The 526-nt window shown below is 46.8% G+C and carries 2 protein-coding genes; one reads left to right on the forward strand and one right to left on the reverse strand.

The window, feature by feature from the left end; translation table 11 throughout:
* Positions 1–308 (forward strand): hypothetical protein (locus AC1RDJ_RS28410; protein WP_493029457.1); only part of this gene is annotated, 308 nt, incomplete at its 5' end.
* 25 nt (positions 309–333) lie between these two features.
* Here the strand turns inward: AC1RDJ_RS28410 and AC1RDJ_RS28415 are convergent.
* The coding region (locus tag AC1RDJ_RS28415) for a hypothetical protein (RefSeq protein ID WP_493029458.1) at positions 334–526 on the reverse strand (193 nt) is incomplete at its 5' end.

The raw sequence follows: 526 nt of genomic DNA on the forward strand, positions 1-526 counted from the left end.
AAAGTAGGTTATCGTCAGGCTTGTTATACGCAGTAGAAGAAAACCCCGCCAGTGATGGTGGGGTTTTTTTTCGTCTGACGGTTTATTCACCAGGCATTACTGGCAATCCAGCCGTCGATCGGTATCAACTTTCCCTTGTCGATGCTCCTGCAGTTGCCTGGCCAGGTACGAGCTGGTGCAACAGCATGTGGGTCTGTCCGTTAATGCGCAAGCGTCAACGGGTACAAGGGTGTTCCGGATGGTATTACCAGGTCCATTTGATGGTGATATGGCATCGAGTAATTAAATTTCACACTTTCTTAGAATAAACCTTGCTGCCTGCGTGCAGCTTTGCTATAGTTCGCCTCCCCAATGAGACGCTGCGGTTTGCGAAACAAAGGGATCACTGGAAACGGTGAAGGTAGTAAAAAGAAGGTTGACGGATTTAGCGAAATGCTTCATACTCTTTTTTCTTCGCAGCTGACAAACACAACGCTTTGTCGATAGCGCGAAAGCAGTAACCGAATACAGTTCTTTAACAATTAAC

Source organism: Janthinobacterium sp. GW822-FHT07H10 (assembly GCF_058798675.1).